The 21,377-nt window shown below is 35.2% G+C and carries 23 protein-coding genes and 1 other RNA gene; 17 read left to right on the forward strand and 7 right to left on the reverse strand.

The window, feature by feature from the left end; translation table 11 throughout:
* The first annotated feature begins 151 nt into the window (after positions 1-151).
* The 3 genes from RV17_RS07530 to RV17_RS07540 are packed head-to-tail and all read left to right on the forward strand — an operon-like array spanning position 152 to position 5,008.
* Entirely contained in the window at positions 152-1,372 is a 1,221-nt protein-coding gene (locus tag RV17_RS07530; RefSeq protein WP_071868950.1) for a metallophosphoesterase family protein, read from the forward strand.
* Entirely contained in the window at positions 1,369-4,062 is a 2,694-nt protein-coding gene (locus tag RV17_RS07535) for an ATP-binding protein (protein ID WP_071868899.1), read from the forward strand. Before RV17_RS07530 ends, RV17_RS07535 begins: the two co-directional genes overlap by 4 nt.
* A 1-nt stretch (position 4,063) precedes the next feature.
* Positions 4,064-5,008 (forward strand): 3'-5' exoribonuclease YhaM family protein, encoded by a 945-nt coding sequence (locus tag RV17_RS07540; protein ID WP_067483098.1) that lies wholly within the window; start codon positions 4,064-4,066, stop codon positions 5,006-5,008.
* Positions 5,009-5,089: 81 nt separating this feature from the next.
* Here RV17_RS07540 and RV17_RS07545 read toward each other — a convergent pair whose 3' ends face one another.
* The 3 genes from RV17_RS07545 to RV17_RS07555 form a co-directional block, all read right to left on the reverse strand.
* A complete protein-coding gene (locus RV17_RS07545; protein ID WP_067483096.1) occupies positions 5,090-6,100 on the reverse strand; it encodes a peptidylprolyl isomerase in 1,011 nt (336 codons plus the stop codon).
* A gap of 184 nt (positions 6,101-6,284) precedes the next feature.
* Complete coding sequence (locus tag RV17_RS07550; protein WP_071868900.1) at positions 6,285-6,635, reverse strand: YtxH domain-containing protein; 351 nt, start codon at positions 6,633-6,635, stop codon at positions 6,285-6,287.
* Positions 6,628-7,062, reverse strand: coding sequence for an HIT family protein (locus RV17_RS07555; RefSeq protein ID WP_067483092.1), 435 nt, complete (start codon positions 7,060-7,062; stop codon positions 6,628-6,630). Before RV17_RS07555 ends, RV17_RS07550 begins: the two co-directional genes overlap by 8 nt.
* A 145-nt stretch (positions 7,063-7,207) precedes the next feature.
* On the opposite strand from RV17_RS07555, the gene RV17_RS07560 reads away from it, so the two are divergent.
* The 4 genes from RV17_RS07560 to trmB all read left to right on the forward strand — a co-directional run bounded on the left by RV17_RS07560 (position 7,208) and on the right by trmB (position 10,936).
* Positions 7,208-7,942 carry an ABC transporter ATP-binding protein gene (locus tag RV17_RS07560; protein WP_071868901.1) on the forward strand — a complete coding sequence of 245 codons (735 nt, stop codon included), beginning with the start codon at positions 7,208-7,210 and terminating at the stop codon, positions 7,940-7,942.
* A complete protein-coding gene (locus tag RV17_RS07565; protein ID WP_067483088.1) occupies positions 7,939-9,150 on the forward strand; it encodes an ABC transporter permease in 1,212 nt (403 codons plus the stop codon). The genes RV17_RS07560 and RV17_RS07565 overlap by 4 nt, the downstream gene beginning before the upstream one ends.
* Before the next feature lie 288 nt (positions 9,151-9,438).
* Positions 9,439-10,221, forward strand: a complete 783-nt coding sequence (locus RV17_RS07570) for a phosphotransferase family protein (RefSeq protein WP_172843754.1) — start codon at positions 9,439-9,441, stop codon at positions 10,219-10,221.
* 64 nt (positions 10,222-10,285) lie between these two features.
* On the forward strand, positions 10,286-10,936 hold the full coding sequence (gene trmB / locus RV17_RS07575; RefSeq protein WP_067483086.1) for a tRNA (guanosine(46)-N7)-methyltransferase TrmB: 651 nt from the start codon (positions 10,286-10,288) through the stop codon (positions 10,934-10,936).
* 288 nt (positions 10,937-11,224) lie between these two features.
* Here the strand turns inward: trmB and ade are convergent, their stop codons facing one another.
* Positions 11,225-12,952: an adenine deaminase gene (ade, locus tag RV17_RS07580; RefSeq protein WP_071868902.1), complete on the reverse strand. Its 1,728-nt coding sequence runs from the start codon at positions 12,950-12,952 to the stop codon at positions 11,225-11,227.
* Between the two features lie 131 nt (positions 12,953-13,083).
* Here ade and comGA point away from each other — a divergent pair, with 131 nt between their 5' ends.
* From comGA to RV17_RS07630, 10 genes are all read left to right on the forward strand, one after another.
* Positions 13,084-14,085, forward strand: a complete 1,002-nt coding sequence (gene comGA / locus RV17_RS07585; RefSeq protein WP_071868903.1) for a competence type IV pilus ATPase ComGA — start codon at positions 13,084-13,086, stop codon at positions 14,083-14,085.
* Positions 14,030-15,079: a competence type IV pilus assembly protein ComGB gene (gene comGB, locus RV17_RS07590; protein WP_071868904.1), complete on the forward strand. Its 1,050-nt coding sequence runs from the start codon at positions 14,030-14,032 to the stop codon at positions 15,077-15,079. Before comGA ends, comGB begins: the two co-directional genes overlap by 56 nt.
* On the forward strand, positions 15,076-15,387 hold the full coding sequence (comGC, locus tag RV17_RS07595; RefSeq protein WP_071868905.1) for a competence type IV pilus major pilin ComGC: 312 nt from the start codon (positions 15,076-15,078) through the stop codon (positions 15,385-15,387). The genes comGB and comGC overlap by 4 nt, the downstream gene beginning before the upstream one ends.
* Entirely contained in the window at positions 15,368-15,820 is a 453-nt protein-coding gene (gene comGD, locus RV17_RS07600; RefSeq protein ID WP_075491251.1) for a competence type IV pilus minor pilin ComGD, read from the forward strand. The genes comGC and comGD overlap by 20 nt, the downstream gene beginning before the upstream one ends.
* 25 nt (positions 15,821-15,845) lie before the next feature.
* A complete protein-coding gene (locus RV17_RS07605; protein WP_067483077.1) occupies positions 15,846-16,148 on the forward strand; it encodes a hypothetical protein in 303 nt (100 codons plus the stop codon).
* A gap of 31 nt (positions 16,149-16,179) precedes the next feature.
* The gene (gene comGF / locus RV17_RS07610) at positions 16,180-16,530 is read left to right on the forward strand and encodes a competence type IV pilus minor pilin ComGF (RefSeq protein WP_258173288.1); all 351 of its coding nucleotides are present in this window, start codon (positions 16,180-16,182) and stop codon (positions 16,528-16,530) included.
* A complete protein-coding gene (comGG, locus tag RV17_RS07615; RefSeq protein WP_067483073.1) occupies positions 16,508-16,876 on the forward strand; it encodes a competence type IV pilus minor pilin ComGG in 369 nt (122 codons plus the stop codon). Before comGF ends, comGG begins: the two co-directional genes overlap by 23 nt.
* Positions 16,877-17,047: 171 nt before the next feature.
* Entirely contained in the window at positions 17,048-18,055 is a 1,008-nt protein-coding gene (locus RV17_RS07620) for a class I SAM-dependent methyltransferase (RefSeq protein WP_067483071.1), read from the forward strand.
* Positions 18,056-18,080: 25 nt separating this feature from the next.
* Entirely contained in the window at positions 18,081-19,265 is a 1,185-nt protein-coding gene (locus RV17_RS07625) for an acetate/propionate family kinase (protein WP_067483069.1), read from the forward strand.
* 182 nt (positions 19,266-19,447) lie between these two features.
* Positions 19,448-20,098, forward strand: a complete 651-nt coding sequence (locus tag RV17_RS07630; RefSeq protein WP_071868907.1) for a uridine kinase family protein — start codon at positions 19,448-19,450, stop codon at positions 20,096-20,098.
* A 126-nt stretch (positions 20,099-20,224) separates the two neighbouring features.
* Here RV17_RS07630 and RV17_RS07635 read toward each other — a convergent pair whose 3' ends face one another.
* The 3 genes from RV17_RS07635 to ssrS all read right to left on the reverse strand — a co-directional run bounded on the left by RV17_RS07635 (position 20,225) and on the right by ssrS (position 21,336).
* Positions 20,225-20,701 carry a universal stress protein gene (locus RV17_RS07635; RefSeq protein WP_067483065.1) on the reverse strand — a complete coding sequence of 159 codons (477 nt, stop codon included), beginning with the start codon at positions 20,699-20,701 and terminating at the stop codon, positions 20,225-20,227.
* 76 nt (positions 20,702-20,777) lie between these two features.
* A complete protein-coding gene (locus RV17_RS07640; protein WP_067483063.1) occupies positions 20,778-21,062 on the reverse strand; it encodes a hypothetical protein in 285 nt (94 codons plus the stop codon).
* A gap of 79 nt (positions 21,063-21,141) precedes the next feature.
* A non-coding RNA gene (gene ssrS, locus RV17_RS07645) (6S RNA) lies at positions 21,142-21,336 on the reverse strand.
* Positions 21,337-21,377: the final 41 nt, after the last annotated feature.

A 21,377-nucleotide genomic window follows, 5' to 3' on the forward strand; every position in this document is an offset into this window, starting at 1 on the left:
ACGCAACGGTAAAAAACAGATGAGTGATTAAGCTCATCTGTTTTTTTGTATTCTCATAAAATTTCTATATTAAAAAAGCGAACAAACTTTCGTATTTGGGTGAAAAAAACACATAAAAATGTTATGATAAAAGAAAAAAGGAGGGAATTTGATAGTGAAATTTATCCACGCGGCTGATTTACATATAGATAGATCTTTTGAAGGACCCATTCCATTCGATAAACGTGTTCAAGAAAAATTAATACAGGCAAATCAGATTGTTCTAGCAAATATTGTAGATCAAGCAGTGTTCCATGAAGTTGACTTTGTTCTGTTTGCTGGAGATACTTTTCATCAAAACAAACCTTCACTTAAAACACAAAAACACTTTTTTGAACAAATGGAACGTTTAAACCGAATAAATATTCCTGTATATATGATTTTTGGGAATCATGATTATTATCAGAAAGAAAGATATTGGTTTGAATTTCCTGAAAATGTTCATTTGTTTGTAGATGAAGAAGTAAAAACAAAAGTGCTGAAACTAAATTCGGGTGAAAAAGTTGCTATCAGTGCTTTTAGCTATTGTCATCCATGGATACAACAAGAAAAAGTACTAGAGTTTCCCTCTCGAGCAAATGTCGATTATCATGTTGGAATGTATCACGGGGAATTGGGCACAAAAGATCATGGTAACTATGCTCCATTTAGTTCCAGTCAAATGCAAGAAAAAAATTATGATTATTGGGCGTTAGGTCATATCCATGTTCCAACTATCGTTAGCAATCATGGAAGAATCGTATATTCTGGCGCACCTCAAGGACACACGAGAAAGGAACAAACTTCAACGTCTGTTTCATTAGTAGAATTGAAGCGAAGTGAATATCAAACAACGCCTATAGAAGTAGCTGAAGTATATTGGCATCGTCAAAAAATTTCTTTTGAGCAAGTTCGAACAACTAACGAGATTTTTCCCATGGTTCAACGACAACTGGAAATTTCTAACAATAAATTTCATCTAATTGAGCTAGAGATTGTTAACTATGAACATTTGGGAATGGATATTGTGGAGCGAATTGATTCTGGTGAAGTATTAGAATATTTAATTGAAGAATTAAGAAAGTATACATCAAATTTATTTATATGGCGTATTGTTCTTATGAAGGATACTGTTCAGAAACAAATAACCGTAACTGTTTCAAAAAAATTGAAGTATCAATTATTTGAAAGTTATCAAATTCCTCAAGATTTTAAACAAATTTTGAGTGAATTGTATAGCCATCCAGAAGCAACAAAATTATTGAATGAGTTACCTGATTATCAGAGTGAGACATTACTTGCTGCACAAGAATTAATCAATCAGGATTTTCAATTCAAGGAGGATAATGAATGAAAATTTTACGGATTGAAATTAATGCTTTTGGAAAATGGCGCCAAAAGAGTTTTGATTTTTCTTCAGGTAATCAGTTGATTTATGGCGAAAACGAAGCAGGAAAATCAACTGTTTATCAGTTTATTCAAGCAATCCTCTTTGGCTTTCCATCAAAAGGGAGAAAAAAGAAAGACTATACACCAAAAGATGGAGCGGCTTATGGTGGTCGTGTCTGGTTCGAACATCCTGTTCATGGTGAATTTATGGTCGAGCGCTATAAACAACAGAATCGTGGAAAGGCAAAAGTTGTTTTTGGTGAACAAACAGGAAGTGAAATACTCCTAGGACAGCTGATTTCACCATTGACTAGAGAATTATTTCAGCAAGTTTTCACTTTTCAACAAGAACAGTTATCAGAATTGGATCATCTTAGAGAAAAAGAACTACATGATATGCTGATTTCACTAGGTATTACTGGAAGTTCACAAGTTTTTCAAAAGCGACAAGAGTATTATAATCAAGCTCAAAATTTATATAAGAAAAAAGGTCAAAAATTACTTATTAATCAAAAATTAAATAGTTGGAAAAGTTTACAAGAAAAAATTTATCAGAAACAAGCACAAGAAGATTTTTTTAGCCAACTTGTAATGCAAGAGCAGGCTGCAAAAAAAAAGCAAGATAAGTTGAGACAAGAATTATCAAAGAACAATGAAAAATTATTGCAACTAAATCAGCAAAAAATCAATTTTTCACTTTATGAAGAATGGCAAGAATTACAAGAAAATACACTTAATGAATTACCAAGTGAACAGTTGCTGACAGATTTGCAAGAGTTTTCTAGCAGGTATCAACAAATGAGTGAACGTTTGGAAGAACTAGAATCAACGTTAGAAAAACATAGCGGCATGGATCAGCAATCAGCACGATACTATTTTTTCTTAGAACAAGAAACAGAATTAAAAGCTCTTTTAAAGGAACAGACTCAAGTTGAGCAGTTAGTCAATGAATGGCAAAGACTTCAGGTAGAAACACGAGAAACAGAAGCAGAGTTAAAGATTTTAGAACAGCGCTGGGGTTGGCAAAGACAAAATCAGCCAGTAGAATTTCAGCAAAGCCCCGAATGGAAGACACTGTTTTCACAAAATAGACAATTTAAAGAAGAAGACCAACAATTGACAATTCGACTACAAATTGCAAAAGAACAACAGGAATTGATTGATGCAGAAATTAGCCAGTTAGAAGCGCGGTACCCTTTTCTTTTACAGAACCAGCAGATGGAGAAAAAAAAGCGGAATAGTATTCCTTATATGGTTGCTGGTGGAGTTTTCATCGTCCTAGGCTTGTTATTGCCTTTCCCTTGGAAAATAATCTCATTACTTGGTGGAGCAGGGCTTGTAGGAAGCTACTTTCTTAACAAAGAAAAAGATAGCAAAAGTAATTCATTAGAAGTCAAAGGAATGTGGCAAGAAAAACTGGGGCAATTGGATGTCGCTTCTGCACAAATCGCAGAAGTTGAAGAAAATAGGAAACAAAATCAACGAATGCAACAACAGCTTGATCAACAAGTACAGTATTTGGCTACTCAATGGTCCCTAAAGCAATTGAATACAGTGGAGCTGATGAAGGAGTATGGTCAAGAAGTTACGGATTATCAACGTCTTTGTGCTATTTATGAACGAAAGCAAAAAAGAGAAAGAGAGATTCAAGAGAAGTTACTATTCCTAGAGCAAAAATTTGATGTTGTTCAAGAATGGCTACCAGTTCAAGATAAACTCATTTCTGAAAAAATGGACCTACTGGCACAATTTGTTCAAGAAATGGAACAAATGAAATTTGCTCGTAGCTACCAGCAAAATACCTTACTCACGCAAGAAATTAATCAATTGAAGAAGAAACAAAAAGCGTGGCTACAAGAGTATACGCAACAACTTAATGAGGCACAGCTTGCTTATCCATCTGAGGTGCCACTATTTCTGCAAAAAGCCCACGAAACGATTCAAAAAAAAGAAAGACTTGCTGAGTTAAGTAAAATAGTAACACCATTATTTCCTGAAAAAATGACACGCGTATTTTTAGAACAAGAAATCATTCGTTTAGACCAATTGCAACGACAACGACAACTAGAAGAAAAAGCTGCAAGTGAACAACAACAACGCTTGAGCATTCAAGTTGAGGAATTACAAAAAGATGGTACACTTGATGAACTGTATCAAGAAGAAAGCCGTCAAAAGGCAGAATTAGAACACTTGATGGTGCAGTGGGGAGCATATGAAGTTGCCGGCACTTTTTTAGGCGATCTATCGACTGAAATGAGTGAGCGACAATTGCCACAGTTGTTAAAAGAGGCTACTTATTATTTTGGATTACTAACTGACGGCAAGTATCAAAGGATTTTATTAAAAGAAGACTTGCTGACGCTCACAGATGGAAAGACAGAGTTTCCTATTTATGAACTGTCTACAGGTACCAAAGATCAATTAATCATGGCAATGCGGTTTGCTTATCTTTCTTTGGAAGCAAATCGAGCACTTTGTCCAGTAATTATTGACGATGGATGGCTACATTATGATTCGCACAGAAAGTATTACTTAGCAAAACTTTTAGCAGAGTTTGGTAAAAAGTATCAGATAATTTGTTTTTCTTCTGACAAAGAAATGTTAAGCTATTATCAAGAGTTACAACAATCCGTGAAAAGGTTAGAAGGAGCATAAGATGAAAAAAATTCGTGAATTAGTCATTGATGAACAGTTTGAATTGTTCGTCTTAATAAAAAATGCTGATGTAAGAATGGCAAAAAACGGTAAAAAATTTATTGCGTTTACTTTCCAAGATACTTCTGGAACGATTGATGGAAAATATTGGGATGCTTCTGAGGAAGAAATCAGCAAATTTACTGCGGGAACTGTGGTATTTTTGAGTGGTAAAAGAGAAATGTATCAAGGAAATCCTCAAGTGAAAATTATCCATATGCGTTTAACAAAAATTGATGAACCTAGTGACCCTAGTCTTTATATGGAACGGGCGCCAATAAAAAAAGAAGTAATGGAAGAAGAAATCAATCAATTATTGTTTGAAATTACGAATGCACACTGGAATCGTATCGTACGGTATTTATTAAATAAATATCAAAAACAATTTTTTGAGTTTCCAGCAGCAAAAAGAAATCATCATGCGTTTGCTAGTGGTCTAGCTTATCATACATTAACGATGCTTCACTTAGGAAAAGCAATTGCAGATGAATATCCAGAAATCAATCGCGCATTACTATATGCTGGGATTATTTTACATGACTTGGGTAAAGTCATTGAGTTATCTGGTCCAATGTCAACAGAATACACGTTAGCTGGTAATTTGGTAGGGCATTTAGTCCTTGTAGATGAAGAAATTACTAAAGCTTGTATTGCATTGAAAATCAGTGAAGAAGATGAAGATGTTTTAGTGCTAAGACACATGGTGCTAGCACATCATGGGTTATTGGAATATGGTTCACCTGTGCGACCAAGAATCATGGAAGCTGAAATTTTACATCAAATTGATAATATTGATGCGTCAATGCAAATGATGTTGACTTCTATTCGTCAAACGGAACCTGGAAAATATACAGATCGAATTTTTGGTATGGATAACCGCAGTTTCTATGTACCAAAAGAGATTTAACTAGTTTGTTTAAACAATAAAAAAAGAAGTAAAGCGACTCAATTTCACGAGTCTGCTTTACTTCTTTTTTAATTACAAAATTTATTTTGAAGAGTCTGTAGTTGCTGTTTCTGAGCTATCAGTTGCTTCAGTTGATTTTTCTGTAGATGAAGAGTCTGTTGATTTTTCAGAATCAGATGTTGCTTCTGAACCTGAAGAAGATGTTGTGAATGCGCTCAAGACACTTTCGAAAGCATCGTCTTTGATTTTCACATTAGCTTCTTTTAATACTTCACCGATAACTTTTGTTGTAAATGCGCTATCGTTCAATTTTGTTTGAGTGGCGATTTCTTTTAATTCATCTTTGTATTTATCCATGTCGTCGCCTTTAGAAGAAGTTTTAACCATTTTTACAACGTAGTAATCAGTTGCATAAGTGGAAGCATTTGTTGCAGAAATCACGTCAGAAATTTCTCCATCTTTTAATTTAAAAGCAGCTTCTTTCACTTCGTTAGGGACAGTTGTTGTTTCAGAATCAAATTTGATTTTGCCACCGTCATCTTTAGTTGTTGTATCAGTTGAGTTTTCTTTTGCTAATTTAGTGAAATCATCACCTTTGTCAGCTTTTTCTTTGACACTTTTTGCATCATCTTCACTTGAAAGTTTGATGATTTGTGCTTCAACTTCTGGATGGAAAGATTCCCAAGCAGTTTTTAAGTCATCTTTAGTGATATCAACATGTGCTTTCAGGCCAGCTTCAAGAGCTAGGTTGTTACGGATATAATCTTTGTAAGAATCTTCTGTGTAACCAGCAGCTTTCAATTGAGATTCAAAACCATCACCTAATGATTCTGCTTGTTTTTTGTATTCAGCATCAACTTTTTTATCAGTTACTTTGTCGCCATATTTGTTATTGAATACTTTGTAAATAATCATTCGTTGAACTAAAGTTTGGTTAGATGATTCCAATTTTGCTTCGTCATAAAAGTCAGAAACAGTGATTGTTCCACCTTTCATTGTAGCGATATCTTTGTTTGTACCATCAGAACAAGCAGCTAGCGTTAGGACAGCTAAGGCACTAGTCGCTGCTAAAATTATTTTTTTTCTTTTCATTTTAGTTTTGCACTCCTGTTTTTTTATATTTAGTTGTTCACATCTACAACTATACCATATTCTAATTCCTAAAAAAAAGCTTCTAGTGAATAGTTTCAAAGAAAATTCATGTTTTAATCACATTCATTACGAGAGTATAACAAAAAAACAGTTTAGAATGCATAATCGTTGTATTTTGACTCAATTAATGAAGATTTTCTTCAGGAAGTTCAGGTAAGTTTGCAGAAATTTTTTCTACTTGTTCTTGGATTTGAGCAATTCTTGGTTCTGCTTGAAATTTAAATTCCAGTACATCTTTTTGAATAGAGTCTTGAAACTCTGGAATAAGGGTAGATGCCGTTTCTTTTGTTTCAATCAATGCCTCTTTAAAGTGGCTGAGACTATTATTTAAATCCATCGTTAAATCAGCAGCTTCATCTAACTCGTCAATTAATTTTTGGCGGGTATCATTGCCACTTCTTGGGGCAAAAAGAAGTCCACCTACAGCACCTACAGCTGAACCAAATACGAGACCTTTAAGAAAGTTTTTAATCAATGTCGTTCACCTGCGCTTCAATGATTTCCTGAATAGCTGTCAATTCACTTGCTGAGTAATCTGCTTGATGATTACCAAAATGAATTGAAAAATCATCTGTTTTTGCGTAGCGTGGTACCAGATGGATATGCGAGTGAAATACTGACTGGTATGCCAACTCGCGATTGTTATTCAAAATATTTAAACCTTTCATATCAGGAAATGCCTTTTCTAGACCACGAGCAATTTTCGGCACACGTGAAAAGACAGCACCAGCTAGTTCTTGGTCGTAATCAAAAATATCAGAAACGTGGCGTTTGGGTACGACTAAGGTGTGGCCCTTTGTAGCTTGTGATAAGTCCAAAAACGCATACACTTTGTCATCCTCATAAATTTTATAGCTAGGAATTTCTTGGTTGATAATTTTGCAAAAAATACAGTTTTCCATTCGAGACATCCTTTCTGCTAAGAATATTTTGGCTAAGTTAACTTTACCATAAGTTCCGATGGTTGTAAGGAAAAAAACAAATTGTCGCCATTTTCTTCATGGTATAATAAAAGAGCGAGTAAACAAGATCATTGGAGGAAAAGAAATGAGTTTAACGATTGAACATGTGACGGGGGGATATGGACATCTTCCTGTTTTAAAAGATATAAGTTTTGAAGTACATTCAGGTGAAATGGTTGGCTTGATTGGCTTAAATGGTGCTGGTAAAAGTACAACGATCAAACATATCATTGGGTTGTTAGAAGCAACTAAAGGAAAAATTGAAATTGATGATCTAACATTAAAAAGTGATAGTGAAAATTATCGGAAACAAATTGGCTATATTCCAGAAACACCTTCATTATATGAAGAATTAACTTTACGTGAACATATTGAAGTGACTGCTATGGCTTATGATATTCCACTGGAAGTAGCGCTGAAACGAGCAGAAAAATTATTAGAGACGTTTCGCTTGGAAAAACGTTTAGACTGGTTTCCTGCTAATTTTTCAAAAGGAATGAAGCAAAAAGTCATGATTTTATGTGCTTTTTTGATTGAACCATCGCTATATATCATTGATGAACCTTTTTTAGGACTTGATCCTTTAGCAATCAATGCGTTGTTAGAATTGATGGTTGAAATGAAACAAAGTGGTTCTGCGATTTTGATGTCAACGCATATTTTGGCAACTGCTGAAAAATACTGTGATCGCTTTATTGTTTTACATAATGGTGAAGTTCGAGCGCAAGGGACACTACAAGAGCTAAGGCAAGCATTCAATCTTCCGGATTCATCACTGGATGAGATTTATGTCGCATTAACGAAGGAGCAAGAAGCATGAATGATTTTTTTCGAAAACGTTTAGCTAGACACCAAAAAAAAATGCTAAAGTATATGCGCTATGTTTTCAATGATCATTTTGTGTTAGTTTGTCTTTTTTTGGTGGGAGGAATTGGCTTTTATTATTCCAGTTGGCTAAAGAATTTAACTCCTTCTTTTGTATTTGGTGGACTGATTGTTTCAATTTTTTGGCTGCTTAGCTTGGCGGTAGGAAAAATTGCTACTTTTGCAGAGGCAGCAGATATTGTTTTTTTATTGCCGAAAGAAAAAGCAATGCGAGCGTACTTAAGTGAAGCGTTTCGCTATTCTTGTGTATTTCCATCAGTTGTTTTATTTTTAGCTAGTGGATTTGCAATGCCGTTAATAGTAGTGAGTACCGGTCAGCCATTTTCAATGTACCTAATCTATTTGGTCTTACTTATCAGCCTAAAAACGGGTCATCTACAAGTGAAACGGGCAGAACTTTTTCGATTTTCTAGTCAAGTGTTACGTTGGTTTAAAATGGGATGGTATGTTTCAGCTTTTGCCATTTTATTACTTACTTTTTATGCATCCATTTGGTTAGGTTTAGCTGGTTCCTTGATACAAGCAGGTATTTATTATTGGTATTTATGGCGAAAAAATGAAGTACAGCTTGATTGGGAAAAAATGATTCAAATGGAAGAAAGCCGCCTTCATCAAATTTATCAATTTATCAATTTATTTACCGATGTACCAGAAATTTCAGCAAAGGTAAAACGACGTCGTTACCTAGATCCGCTATTGAAGAAAATTAAAGGGGATCAAAGTAAAACATATCTTTACTTGTATGCTAGACGATTTGCCCGTGGTTCAGATTTTAGTGGACTATATTTGAGATTACTATTGATTGGCAGTTTACTGATCGTAGGGGTAACAGATTTAACATTTAGTCTGATTATTGGCGCATTATTCTTGTACTTGATTGGTTTCCAATTGCTACCATTGTATAGTCAATTTCGCTATATGGTGTTAGTTCAATTGTATCCTGTAAAAGAGGCGCAGAAAAAAACAGCTATTCAGCAATTATTGTTGGGAATATTAGTTTTAGCAGCTCTTATTTTTGGAGTAATTGCAGCGTTTGTTTTGTCTGGAATAGAACGCTGGATTCCTATTTTGGTTTATCTGATCTTTGTTTTTCTGTTCGTAAAAATGTACGTTCCTACACGTCTGAAAAAACTGGCAGAGTAAGAACTGTCCAAGACGAAATGAGACTGAGACAAAACTAAAAATCCAGTCATTTTTAACGCATCTTTTAATTTAAAAAACGCCTAAAATCAACGTTTTCAAAAACGAATTTTAGGCGTTTTTTCTATTTAAGCTAATTTTGTCTTAGCCCCTATTTTTCTTTTTTAGAAAAGTTGGTTTTTTGAATGAAAAAATGCTGAAAAAGAACGTATATGTGCTTGACGTTATGTGTCTGGGCGACTAGAATAATAATTACTGCAAATGAAAGAGTTTAAGAGGATGGGAGAAAGCATGATGGAGTTTCAGTTAGACCAAGAGTGGCGGTTACGGCCCATCAAAGGTGATACAGGAAAAACATACATAGGCATGCGTGATGAGGATAAGGTCTTCATCAAGCGTAATACGACCCCCATGCTTGCTGCGTTATCTCGAGAAGGAATTACTCCAAAACTTGTTTGGACTAAAAGAACAGGGAACGGAGATACATTAACAGCTCAAGAGTGGTTAGATGGTCGCTTATTGACTACCGCAGAAATTGGGCAAAGAAACGATGTTATTGATGTTTTATACCATTTACATCATTCTGAATCATTAAAAACAATGTTGAATCGAATAGGTGGTCGCGTTGTCACACCTGAGACGATGTTGAAGAAATACAACCAAGAACTCCCAGAAATACTAAAAAAAAATCAGTTTATCCAACTTGTGCATCAATTTTTGAGTCAACAGGTTCCTCATACAGATAAAAAAGATTTTGCTGTTGTTCATGGAGATGTGAACCATCGTAATTGGCTAGTCTGTAAAAATTATTTATATTTAGTTGATTGGGATTCAATCATGTTCGCTGACCCAGCAGTTGATATTGGAACGATTTTAGGAAATTATGTTCCACTTTCAAATTGGAATCAATGGTTGATTAGTTATGGTATTCGCCCAACGAATGAAGTTCTCGAGAAACTTCACTGGTACGCGGTGATGAATTTATTACAAGAAATTACTCGGTATTGCCTTCGAGGAGATGACCGACGAATGAATGAAGAAATTTTACAATTAAAACGAATTTTTAGTGGCTGAGGTTGAGCCCAAACTCTTTGGAGATTTGGCCAACCTTTTTTATTTGAGAAAGGAATTATGAATTATGCGTGTTAGAAATCGTCCTGGTGCAACAGAATTATTAGCGGCACACCCAGAGTTTGTTATTAGTGATCCAACTGAATGGAAAGGTCAATGGGCTGAACTCTTTGGTAACAATCATCCAATTCATATCGAAATTGGAATGGGAAAAGGTCAATTCATCAATGGAATGGCAAAGGCACATCCAGAAATCAATTACATTGGCGTGGAAATGCAAGTCAGTGTTATTTCTCTGGCATTAGATAAATTGATTGAAGAGCCGCTACCTAATTTGAAATTACTTCATGTTGATGGCTCAGCACTGACAGAGTATTTTGCGGACAGTGAAGTCGATCAGATTTATTTGAACTTTTCTGATCCATGGCCAAAAAAGCGTCATGAAAAACGTCGTTTGACTTTTAAAACCTTTTTAGCGGTGGATGAACAAATTTTACGACCAGCTGGTGAAATCCATTTCAAAACAGATAATCAAGGATTGTTTGAGTATTCCTTAGCAAGTTTTTCACAGTATGGTATGATTATCAAACAAGTCTGGCTTGATTTACATGAGAGTACATTTGAAGGAAATATTATGACAGAGTATGAAGAAAAATTTTCTTCTCGTGGCCAACGGATTTATCGAGTGGAAGCGCAATTTAAAGATAAAACAAAATAATTAAAAGGAGGTGTGACAAAAGTCTTGTCACACCTCCTTTTTTCGAATAAGGAATATTCCTAAATCAACTCTTCAAAATCATTCACAACAATCTAAAAATATGGAACGCTATTTTTGTCAGCTATGAGTGATTTTTCGGGGTTAAGTGCGTTGTGCCATAATATTCAGCTGTAATGTTCAAGAAGTAATTTCTTCCAAGTAAACTTAAATTACGCAAAAATTTGAGAAACAAGTTCTGGTAATTTTTTTATTTACTAAGCGGACTATTTCTGCTACAGACATTTTTTGTTAGCATGGCGGAATAAGTTGGAATTTTGAAAAGGAAAAAAGTCCCATATCTGTGATTTTTAACTCAGGAATAACAGATAATGTTAAAAATGATAAGGTCAAAAAGGGATCGAAGAGCTGACTAGCACCAATTTGATGGGCAGCATTTGTTAAGCTAGTTAATTCTTGATTCACTTCTAAAAAAGGTTTTTGAGACATCAATCCGCCAATCTTAAGTGGTAAGCTTGCCAATTCCTGTTGATGATTGACAGCAATCATGCCACCACCTTTTTTGATTAGCTGTTCTATAGCAAAAAGCATATCCTCATCGTTTGTTCCGACGACAACAATATTATGAGAATCATGCGAAATCGTAGTTGCTAAGGCGCCCTCTTTTAGTTCGAAACCTTTGACGATGCCCAGACCAATATTTCCAGTTTCTTTGTGTCGTTCAATAACAGCAATTTTCAGGTAATCTTTTTCAATAGAAGGAACAAAGACCCCAGATTGAACAGTGACTTCTGCAAGTAAATCATTAGTAATCAAGCTGTTAGGAATAATCTCGATGATATGGGCTTCATTTGAACTTAAAGGCAGGTTTAAAGAATCTTTTGTTAGAGCTGCAACTGCCATGCTTGGTAAGTGCTCAATCAGAGAATTTTTTGGTTGTTCACTTGTTTCACTGATAAAGTTTCCATTGGTCACAAGTTGTTCACCATTATGAAATACTTCTCGAATTGGCAATGTTTCAAGGTTATCTGTTAAGAAAAAGTCGGCTTGATAACTTGGCGCAACAGCGCCAATCGTGGATAAACCGAAACATTCCGCGGCATTTAGTGTTGCCATTTGGATTGCTTGCAATGGGTCCATCCCTAATTCAATCACCTTTCGGACGATATAATCAATCGATCCTTCACTCACTAAATCATTAATTAACTTATCATCAGTAACAAAAAAGCAACGTCGAGAATTTTCTGGGGTAATGGCTGGAAAGAGAGCAGCTAAATCTTTTGCAACAGTCCCTTCACGAATCATCAAGTACATCCCTAAATCAAGTCTTTCTCTCGCTTCTTCAGCAGTTGTGGCTTCGTGGTCAGTCCGAATACCAGCAACAGGATAAACATTCAACGCATCACCAGTAATTCCAGCTGCGTGGCCATCAATTTTTTTGTGATGATCAAGCATTAATTGAAGTTTGTCTAAAATTTCTGTTTCAGCATTTGCGACTGCTTGATAGTTCATTACTTCAGCAAGGCCAAGAACTTCAGGCGCTTCTAAGAAGGTCGCCAAGGTTTCGGCATCTAGGACAGCGCCATTTGTTTCAAAAGGTGTAACGGGAACACAAGAAGGGAGCATGAAAAAAATATTCATCGGTGCTTTTTTAGCATCTTCCAGCATGAATTTCAAGCCGGTACTGCCAGCAACGTTTCCAATCTCATGAGGATCTGTTACAACAGTTGTCACACCATGCAACACAGAAATTTTAGCAAATTCTTGTGGACAAAGCAGAGAGCTTTCAATATGAACATGCCCATCAATAAAACCTGGAACTAAGTATTGATGATTTGCATCGTAAGTTTGTTTCCCTTCATATTCGCCAATTCCAATGATTTTCCCATCACTGATAGCAAGAGTACCTGACATAATTTTTCTGGTAAAGACATTGACGATTTTGGCATTCTTGATAACTAAATCTGCTGGTTGTTGTTTGCTCGCAACTAAAAGATGTTTTTTTAGTAATGATTCCAAGGTGGCGCCTCCTAAGATAAATTTTTAATAGTATAACACAAATTCGGATTTAGCCAACATTTTTTATGAAATTATCAAAATCTACGATAAAAAATTGATAAAAGCGTATGTTTTTATTGGAGGGGAGGATAATGGACATTCAAAAATTATCAGATAAAATCATTGCAGATGCCTACAAAAGAAGAATAGAAGATGTTTACATTTTGCCAAAAGCAGAAGATTATCAACTTTTTGAACGTAAAGGTAAAAACCGAACATTAAAGCAGAATTTTTCAAAAGAAATAGGCCAACAGTTGATTTCCAGATTCAAGTACTTAGGGCAAATGGATATTGGTGAAAAAAGAAAAGTACAATCTGGTGCACTGACTTATAGGAGCGAGCATTCAAGTGTCAATGAGAAAATTCGATTGAGGCTCTCGTCTGTTGGGGATTATCAGCACCGAGAAACCTTGGTGATTCGTTTGCTTTATCCACTTAGTGACCAGCATTTTCGCTGTTTTTCTACAGAAGATCTAGTAGCATTACACCGGTATACTAAGGAAAGAGGATTATATCTCTTTAGTGGTCCGGTCGGATCAGGAAAAACATCTTTAATGTATCGTTTAGCCCAAGAAAATGCAGAACAAATCATTACGGTTGAAGATCCTGTAGAGCTGGAAGAAGCGACATTTTTACAACTACAAGTCAATGAGAAAATTCACCAAAGCTATGAGGAACTGTTAAAACTTTCTTTGCGTCATCGACCAGATCTATTGATTGTTGGAGAGATAAGAGATGCGTTAACTGCCCAAATGACTTTACGTGCGGCATTGACTGGCCATCGGGTGTTTGCCACGATTCATGCTAGAGAGTTAGCAGGGATCCTGCCAAGAATCGAAGAGTTGATGGGTTACCAGCAAGCATTAATAGGCTGTTTAAAAGGGATTGTTTATCAAGAAATACTACCAGATAAAGAACAGTCTTCTGCTGTGTTATGGAGTTATCAGTTTTTTGAAAAAATACAGGAAGAACCAACTAAGCGAAGTGATAAAGAAGCTATCTTTCAAGTGGTGAAAGAAAAATGTTGGCAAACAAGTCATCTTCAGGCAGAAAGAAACGACTGGAGGTCATATCCATTTGAAGAAATTGAATAAAAAACAGCAACAACAGTTTATTCAAATCATTGCTGATTTACTGAGCAATGGCTTCAGTTTGCAAGAAGCATTGCAGTTAGTAATTAAGTTGAAATTATTTCCGGTTGAACTACTAGAACAAGCTCAAAAAATAGTGATTTCTGGTGGATCATTTACGGAAATACTAGCTTACTGTGGATTTAATAAAACTTATCTTGTACAGGTGGAATTGGCTGAAGTTCACGGGAATTTAATAACTACATTGGAAAGCATAGCCGACCAATTTCAACGAATGGGTGCATTTCGCAAAGAGTTGCAAAAATTATTAAGCTATCCTGCATTGCTTTCGTTGTTTTTGATTGGCATCTTGTTTAGTATGCGTCAAATTGTCTTACCACAGTTGTTAATTTCAGAGATGGTTCCCCAAAATCATTGGGGAATTCAGTTGATCCAAACATTTCACTGGTACGTGTTAGGTATTTTGGTGTTGCTAATTCTTTTATATGGAGCTATTCGATTTTTTGATCGGAAGGGAAATTCATTGCGGCGGAGTCAGTGGCTTAGTCAGTTGAAAATTTTAGGTCCAGTTTATACGTTGTATCAATCTGCTTATTTTTCGTTGGAATTAGGGAAACTTTTTAATGAAGGTCTTGAGTTGAAACAAGTCGTTTTTTGTTTAAAAGAGACAAAAACAGGAAGCTTGATGCAACAGTTAGCTTTACAAATGGCAAATGAATTGGAAAAAGGAATTTCATTAGCAACTCAATTTGAAAAATACTCTTTTTTAACCGAAGAGTTCAGCACAATCGTTCAGCAAGGAGAGTTAAAGGGAAATTTAGGTAAAGAATTATTATTTTATAGTAATTACACACGACAACATTTTTTTGAACGGTTAAATCGATGGTTAAGTTGGATTCAACCCGTACTCTTTTTAGTGATTGCTTGTTTAGTATTAATGATTTATGCAGCGGTTTTATTACCAATATATGGAAATCTTGAGGAGGTTATTTCATGAGGATAGAAAATGTAAGTAAGAACGAGCAATTTAAGGTAAATCTATCGAGAAAAGCGAATGCGTTTACTTTGATTGAAATGCTGATAGTTTTGTTAATTATCAGTGTGTTGATTTTATTATTTGTACCCAATCTTTCAAAATACAAAAATCATGTGGATAAAGAAAGCCAAGCAGCAGTGGTTCAGTTAGTTGATACACAAAAAGAATTGTATGCTTTACAAAATGATGGAAAAGTCCCAACTATTGATGAGCTACTTGCAGAGGGCTATATCAAGCAAGAACACGCAGATGTCTACAATAAGAAATAAATACGCAGGGTTTACTTTAGTAGAATCATTAGTTGTTTTTCTAATTACGTTGTTCTTCGTAGCAGTTCCTATTTTTTCGTTTGATCATTTGCAAAAAGACATAGTGGTGCATCAATTTTTCAGTCAGTTTGAAAAACGAATTTATGCAACGCAAAAGATTGCGATTGTCAGTCAGCAAGCGACTCGAATGCATCTAACCGATGATCAACAAAAAATTTACTTTGGTGTACCTAAATACATCACGTTTGATTGGGCATATCTAAAAATACCAGAAAATTTAAAAATTCAACGTCATGGGACAGTGACTTTTGCTGGTCGAACGGGAAATAACAGTTCACTAAAAACTTATCAGTTTTACTGGCCGAAGAAAAAACAAACAATTACTTATCAATTCCAGTTAGGAAGTGGTCATTATACGAAAAAAATCGAATAAGTCTGGCTACATATTATTGGAAACAATGACAGCATTGGGTTTAACCTTAATCATCGTCTATGGCATCAGTGCACATCAGACCTTTTTGTTAGAGCAAGGACAAAAGAGTAATCGAGAAGTTCAACTTGCACGCATTATTTATGAAGAGGCACGAAATTACCGGCTGCATGAGGGAGCAAAATATATTACTCGAGAACAACCAATAAAAAGTAAGATTGTTTTTCAAGCAGAACAAGGTGCTATTCAAAAAGTCGGGATTGAAGTTAAGGGGAAGGTCGTATTGGAAATTGAAAAAAATTCAGAAGTATCCAAGCTTTACTCTGATTGAGTGTTTGATATCTTTTCTTGTTTTTAGTGGAGTGATACTAACAATTACCTTGATTATTCGACGCGCAGACCAGGTAGATCAGTATTTACAAAGGAAGGATCAAAAAGAATGGTTGATTTTTTTGACGCAATTTGAAAATGAAGTGGCGGGTAGCACATTACTGGATATACAAAGCAGACAATTTTGCTATGTGATAGAAAATAAAACGTATATTATTGAACAATATCAATCAGTTATTCGAAAAAGACAAGTTGCTGGCGGACATCAACCAATGCTCATGAATGTGAGCGAGTTTAGTTTTGAGGAGAAGGGCAATGAAGTCATACTGGAAGTTAAATTTGAAAACGGAGAACGAGGGTATGGCAAATGGACGAAGCCATGACCAACGAAAGAAAAACAGGGTTAAGGGAAACATTTTATTTTCTACTTTATTATTGTTTTTGCTTTGTGGCTTTTTATTAACAGCAGTGGTTGATAGCTATCGATTAACAATTGATTTTAATCAACGAACAAAGTTTTTTTACATAGCACAAACAATGAAGGAGCTTTGTCTATCAGAACTTTTACAAGCTGAAAATACAACACAGAGAGGTAAATATATCTATACTACAGGAGTAGTTGAATATGAGATTGAAAACGAAAAGATGAAATTTCAAATTACAGTTGATACATTTGACTTTTATTTTACAGAAACGATACAGAATGATACAGTTAGTAGTACAGAATGAAGGGATAATCATGAAAACGTCCTCTTTTCTGTTATATCACTGTTTTAGCTAAAGAATGTTTGCCGTTTCACAAACAAAAAAACTGTGAAAACGATTGAAATTTTTGTGATTGTCCGATAGAATTAAACAGGTGAAAAAATTGTTATAATATATCTAGAAATGAGGTGCACCATGTTACCAGAAAAAATGGAGCAAGGGTTTAATCAAAACCTTGAAGCAATTCAGCTGCTACAAAATGCATTGGGAACTTCCTTTTTAGAGGCTTATGTCGAGAATGCTGAAAATTTAAATGATGATTATCAAGTTCGGGTAGTTGATGGCGTGCCAACACCAGAAGTTGTCCAACAAATTGAGGCTCTTTATAAAGAGTTGCAAAAATTGTCTTTTGAACCAGAAGAGTGGCGCCGTCTGTCACAATTGCTTTTATTAAAAGGTGGTCAAACAGAACGACTGCAAGCAAATCATCAGCTAACACCAGATAGTATTGGTTATCTATTTGTTTTCTTGATTGAACAGTTGTTCACAAATAAAAAAGAAGCAGTCAAAATTTTAGATATTTCGGCTGGAATGGGTAACTTACTACTAACAGTTCTTTTAAATTTGAAGATTGCCAACTATCAAGTTGAAGGATTTGGTGTAGATATTGATGATACGTTGTTGTCCGTGGCTGCGTCGACAAGTGAATTGACAAAAGCAAACGTGCAGTACTTTCATCAAGATGGTTTACAGGATTTATTGGTTGACCCTGTGGATGTCGCTATTAGTGATTTACCAATTGGTTATTATCCAAACGACCAAAAAGCGAGTGAATTTTTGACAAGCGCAGATGAAGGTCATAGTTATGCACATCATTTATTGTTAGAACAATCAATGAAATATGTAAAACCAGATGGCTTTGGTTTGTTCTTGATTCCAAGTAACTTCCTAGAAACTGATCAAAGTGAAATGATCAAAAAATGGTTTAAAGAAGAAGGCTATCTTCAAGGGATGGTTCAGTTGCCAGATGAATTATTCCGCAAAAAAGAATCACAAAAAAGTATTTTAATTTTACAGAAAAAAGGTCCGCAAGCGAAACAAGTCAAAGAAGTATTGCTTGTTAAACTTGCTTCACTTAAAGAACCAGAAAAGGTGACAGAATTCTTTAAAGAATTTGAAGATTGGAAATCATCTGCTCTGTAATCATTCAAAATAGAAGGAGAGTACTATGTCTAAAACAATTGCAATCAATGCTGGAAGTTCAAGTTTAAAATGGCAATTATATCAAATGCCTGAAGAAACAGTTATCGCCAAAGGAATCGTTGAGCGTATCGGTTTAAGCGACTCTATTTTTACAATTAAATATGGTGACAATCAAAAGTTCGAACAAATTTTGGATATCGCTGACCATGACATAGCTGTTAGAATGTTATTGGATCAATTGATTGAATTAACAATCTTGAGTTCTTATGACGAGATCACAGGTGTTGGACACCGTGTCGTTCATGGTGGAGAAACTTATAGTGACTCTGTTGTTGTGACTGACGAAGTAATGGAACGAATTGCAGAATTGGCAGAATTTGCCCCATTACACAACCCAGCAAACTTGATGGGAATCAAGGCATTCAAAAAAATCTTGCCTGATATCATCAGTGTTGCAGTATTTGACACATCTTTCCATGCAACTATGCCAAAACATAACTACTTGTATAGTTTACCAACTTCTTACTATGAGGACTTTAAAGTAAGAAAATATGGTTTCCATGGTACAAGTCATCGATATGTTTCAGAACGTGCAGCTAGTCTATTAGATAAACCAATTGAAGACTTAAAAATCATTACTTGTCATTTGGGTAATGGCGTTTCTATTACCGCTGTTGATGGTGGAAAATCAGTAGATACATCAATGGGATTCACACCGCTAGCAGGAGTAACAATGGGGACTCGTTCAGGTGATTTAGATCCAGCTGTTTTACCATACTTAATGGGTAAATTAGATTTGACAATCGATGAAATGATTACAGTTTTAAACAAAGAATCTGGTTTATTAGGCTTAACAGGATTATCAAGTGACATGCGTGATCTAGAGAAAAATTACGAAAAAGATCATATCCGCTTAGCTTATGATATTTTTGTTGACCGTATTCGTAAATACATTGGTGGTTATGTAACTACTATGAATGGCGTTGATGCAATTGTCTTTACCGCTGGAATCGGTGAAAATGATGCACACGTACGTAGTGAGATCATTAAAGGAATGACTTGGTTTGGGTGTGAAGTGGATCCCGAATTGAATAGTATTCGTGGTGAAGAAGTTGAAATTTCAACACCAGAATCCAAAGTGAAAGTGTTAGTTATTCCAACGGATGAAGAACTAATGATTGCTCGCGACGTGGAACGTTTACGCGGATAATAAAATGTTGAAACAGAAGGGATGCTAAACTTAATTTAAGTTTAGCATTCTTTTTACATAATCTAGAGATGAAAATGAAGGACAAAAAAGGTATTAACTATCTACAGATCAGTTTCTGTCTGCCATCCAGCAATGTTGTTTTATAAAATTAAAAATAATAGAAGTAGCTAAGGAGTAAGAGAGTGAACTTATCGTATCCAATTTATGATTTGATTGAAGAGAAGATTAAAAAGTTAAAGACGCCAAGTGTTGTAGGAATTGATGTTAGTTATGCTTCAGGGAAAACGAACTTTACAGCACAATTAGCCACTCATCTTAGAAAGAACGGTTACGATATACAAGTCATTCATTACGATGACTTTCACAAGCCACTTCCATCGATTACATGGTCTCAAGAAAAAAATAGCGAAGTGGATGCCTTTTATCATGCTTTCAACAGCCAAAAACTTTTGGATGAACTTTTGATTCCTTTGAAGCAAGAAGGTGTTCTTAACAAGACAATCAAGGGTCTTGATTGGGTGTCAGCTACATATGCTAATGATCGGATGATTACTATTGGTGAGCGTACAATTGTGCTTTTAGAAGGCTCGCTTTTATTTAGAGAGAAGTTACTTTCATTTATTGATTATAAAATCTTTTTAGAGGTGTCAATGGAGGAGGTTATGCGACGAGGGAGAGAAAGGGATGTGCCTAAATTCGGTGAATGGATTATGGATAAATATCGTACGCGTTATATTCCGGTTTATCAACGACATCTTAACCAAAATCATGTAAGAGAAATTGCTGATTTAGTTATTGATAATAACGACTATAATCATCCTAGTATCAAGTAGTTCACTTACGATAAAAATTCTTAAACCAAAATAGACTTGCTTTGTGTAACTCATCTTGTGATAAATATTTTAAAAATGAAAAAAACCGCCAATCGTACACGACGATTGACGGTTTTTTTAGTTAGATTATTCCTTGTCATCATCTTTTGGTAATTGATTTTCTAAATCTGTACGTACCACAAGGACATCGCAATTTGCATTACGAATAACGTATTCAGAAACTGAACCGATGAATAAACGTTCTACAGCGTTTAGCCCAGTTGCACCTAATAAAATCAAATCAATATCATTGTCATCAGGAATCTCTTTGGCAATGATTGGTTTTGGTGAACCATATTCCACAACAGTTGAAACTTTTTCTAAACCAGCTTCTTTTGCGCTCTTTTCATAATCAGCTAGTGTTTGTTTAGCCATTTCTGTTGCTTGTTCAGCTAGCATTCCATCAAATGAAGAAACTGTCTGAAATGCACGAGTATCAATAACGTGTGCTAATAAAAGTTCTCCGTTATTACGTTTTGCAACATTGACCGCTTTTTTAAAAGCTAACTCAGCTTCGGCAGAGCCATCAACGGCGACCATGATTTTTTTATATTGTTGTAACATAAGTGTTCGCTCCCTTCAAAGATCAGTTCTTTTACTATCTTTATTGTAAAGCACTTTGCAAAAAAAGAAAATTATTTTACTGCTTAGTAGCAGATATTTTTTTAGCAAATGAAATACTGAAGACAGTTGAAGCTAGAATAACTACGATTAGGAATAAGAAAGCGAGCATTCTCTGATTAAAAAAGACTACGAGTAAGCCTAAAGCACCAAGAAAGGCATAGACGACACCAGAAAACTGTAAAAAGGCTTGGTTTTTTTCGGATGGTTCAATTAAAGCAAAGAAAATAGATTGTTTTTTGAGTAAATAATAGCTAACAAATACCAATAGTATGGTTGCAATAGATATCAACACACGAATCATGAAACGTCCTCCAAAAAATCAGAATAAAAACAGAAAAAGCAATTTGCTAAAAGCAAATTGCTTCATTCTTAAACAAAGGGTAATCTCCGTTAATGCCGTTGTTTGTCCTGTAGTATTGATCCCGCAAATTCTAGCAGGTGGGTCCCACGGTCGAAGCTTCGAACTACCAAATGATAAGGCATGTTACCAGCAGTGACACAAGACAGGTCCCAAGATATCAATAAAAATGTTCGGTCAACACACAAAGAGGACAATTCGAACATCACAGATTTCCCATCTCTATAGTAGCATAGGAATTTAAAAAGAGCAACGGGA

It is taken from the genome of Enterococcus thailandicus (assembly GCF_001886265.1).
GTDB classification, from domain to species: Bacteria; Bacillota; Bacilli; order Lactobacillales; family Enterococcaceae; genus Enterococcus_B; species Enterococcus_B thailandicus.